The 2500-nt window shown below is 46.7% G+C and carries 2 protein-coding genes (1 of these 2 cut by a window edge); both read left to right on the top strand.

Features of this window, described 5'->3' with window-relative positions; all coding sequences use genetic code 11:
• Positions 1–1416: the 3' portion of a DNA topoisomerase VI subunit B gene (gene top6B / locus QC759_RS00380; protein ID WP_048071832.1), read on the top strand. It extends 165 nt beyond the left edge of the window; 1416 of the gene's 1581 nt are visible here — the last part of the coding sequence; its start codon lies beyond the left edge, outside the window; it ends in the stop codon at positions 1414–1416.
• Positions 1409–2464 carry a DNA topoisomerase IV subunit A gene (locus QC759_RS00375; RefSeq protein WP_048071833.1) on the top strand — a complete coding sequence of 352 codons (1056 nt, stop codon included), beginning with the start codon at positions 1409–1411 and terminating at the stop codon, positions 2462–2464. The genes top6B and QC759_RS00375 overlap by 8 nt, the downstream gene beginning before the upstream one ends.
• The last annotated feature ends 36 nt before the right edge of the window (positions 2465–2500 follow it).

Here is a 2500-nt window from a genome sequence, read left to right as displayed (position 1 = left end):
GGAATACTACCAGAAATAAAAATAGACCTCAAACGTTTGGATAAAGATCATTACATACTTAGACACACTGATAATGGACCAGGAATACCTGAACGCTACATTACCAAGGTATACTGTACCATGTTTGCTGGTTCCAAATTCAGAAACATCCAATCCCGTGGGCAACAGGGATTAGGGTGCAGTGGATGTGTTCTGTTATCACAGATGACCACTGGAAAACCAGCCAAAGTTGTGTCCGGATATATGGAGGGTGACCAGCTTAAAGGAGTTGAGATGACCTTTAAGATGGACGTTAAAACCAACAAAGGCCTGATCTTAGAAAGAAAAGCAGCAGATGTGCAATCCACCGGTGTTTCCATTGAACTGCACTTTAAAGATGTATCTTACTCCCTTTCAGAACAGGGTGCCTATGAATACATCCGTAGGACCATAATCGGGAACCCCCACGCCAAGATCACCTTCCGGGACCCTACGGGCCATAAATACATATTTAACCGAGCCTCAGATATCATCCCCCCATTACCCAAGGAGGTACTGCCTCACCCTAAAGGAGTAACTGCTGATGACCTGATATTCATGGCCAAACACACTGATAAACGCCGTTTCCGCAGTTTATTAACCAGTAACCTATCCCGGATGTCGGCCAAAAGGGTGAACGAAGTGGAAAAGGTCACTGGTATTGACCTTAACAAACGTCCTAAGGACATGAAATGGGATGAAGCAGAAGAGATCGTGGAAACCTTCGCCAAGATGGATTTCATGGCCCCACCTACCTCGGGACTCATACCCATTGGTAAGGAACAGATAGAAAAGGGGATCAGAGAAATATTAAACCCAGAATTCGTGGCCACCACCACCCGGAAACCAAAAACATTCCGGGGAGGGGTTTCATTCATTATAGAAGCTGGTATTGCCTATGGTGGGGATTCCGGAAGAATGGTAGGAGACCAAAGAAAAGCAGAGATAATGCGTTTCGCTAACCGGGTGCCTCTGGCCTTTGACCAGGGAAGCTGTGCCATCACCGAAGCCCTGAAAAGCATAGATTGGAAACGTTACGGTATCAGGGATCTAGATAACGCACCCATAACTGTTTTTGTGAACATCATATCCACCAACGTACCCTACCTTTCCACTGGTAAACAGAGTGTGGCCCCGGAACCAGATATTCTCCACGAAGTCCGGCAGGCCACCATGAAGATCGCCCGGGGCATGCAAAAATACCTGCGTTCCAAAAAAGCAGCTAAAGAGGAAGCAATGAGGGCTAAGGTTTTTGAAAGCCTTGTTCCAGTAATAATCCGTGAAGCGGCAGTTTTAGCTGAGAAGGATGTTCCTGAATATGATACCGTGTTAGCTAAAGTCACGCGCCGAGCCAAATACGAAGAAGTGGTTCAAGAAGATGTGGTTCAAGATGAATAAGAAAGATATTACCGTTAACAAGCTCAAAAGTTTGGGTGACACAATACTGGAGGACGTTAATAAAAATCAAGTCCCCAAAATCAAGGTTCCCTCCCGTGGAACATCCAACATAGTCTACGATACTGAGAAACGTTACTATGTCCTGGGAGATCGCTACGGGCAAAGATCCCTGGGAAATGTTAAGCAGATCAGTAAAATGGCCCAAATGGTTTACGTGGCCAATTTCTGTAAGGACCTGGTTCGCCGGGGAAAAACTGCCACTTTAAGGGAGATGTACTATGTTTCGGAAGGATGGGACGTGGACTTTGGAGACCAGCAGGAATCCAACATCGTGGGTGAAGACCTGGAGGTGACCCTGGGAACGACCCGTGAAGACCTGGGCCTCATGCCAGAAGAAGACGGAGCTTCAGTATATGGAAACATTACACTCAAAGATGACGACGTAGAAATCAACGCACTTAAGGCAGGTAAATCTGGTTACACCATCTCCCCCACCATCGATGAAGTGGACTTCGTGGACCATGACGTGCAAAGGGTAATTGCCGTGGAAACCATGGGGATGTTCCACCGTATGGTCCAGGAAAATGCCTACAAAAAGTTCGACAGTTTGATCGTGGGGTTAAAGGGCCAGGCTGCCCGTGCAACCCGGCGTTTCCTTAAACGTGTCAATGAAGAACTCAATCTACCGGTTTATATCTGTAACGACGGAGACCCCTGGGGATTCCACATCGCCATGGTTATCATCAGTGGAAGTGCCAAACTGGCCCACGTTAACCATCAACTGGCCACTCCTGATGCCAAGTTCCTGGGTGTGACTGCCTCTGATATCATTAACTACGATCTTCCCACGGACCCCCTTAAAGATATTGACGTTTTAAGGCTCAAAGAACTTTCTAAGGACCCCCGGTACAAGGACGAAGCCTGGCAGCTGGAAATCAAGAAAATGCTCAAGATCGGGAAAAAAGCAGAACAGCAGTCCTTTTCTAAGTATGGACTGGAGTACGTGGTTGAAACCTACCTCCCTGAAAAACTTGAAGCCATGGAATAAACCCCTTAAACAATACAGCCTTTAAATTTAAAGGCT

It is taken from the genome of Methanobacterium formicicum (assembly GCF_029848115.1).
GTDB lineage: Archaea > Methanobacteriota > Methanobacteria > Methanobacteriales > Methanobacteriaceae > Methanobacterium > Methanobacterium formicicum.
Note: the sequence above shows the minus strand (reverse complement) of the source record. Positions and strands in the feature narration are given on the sequence as shown.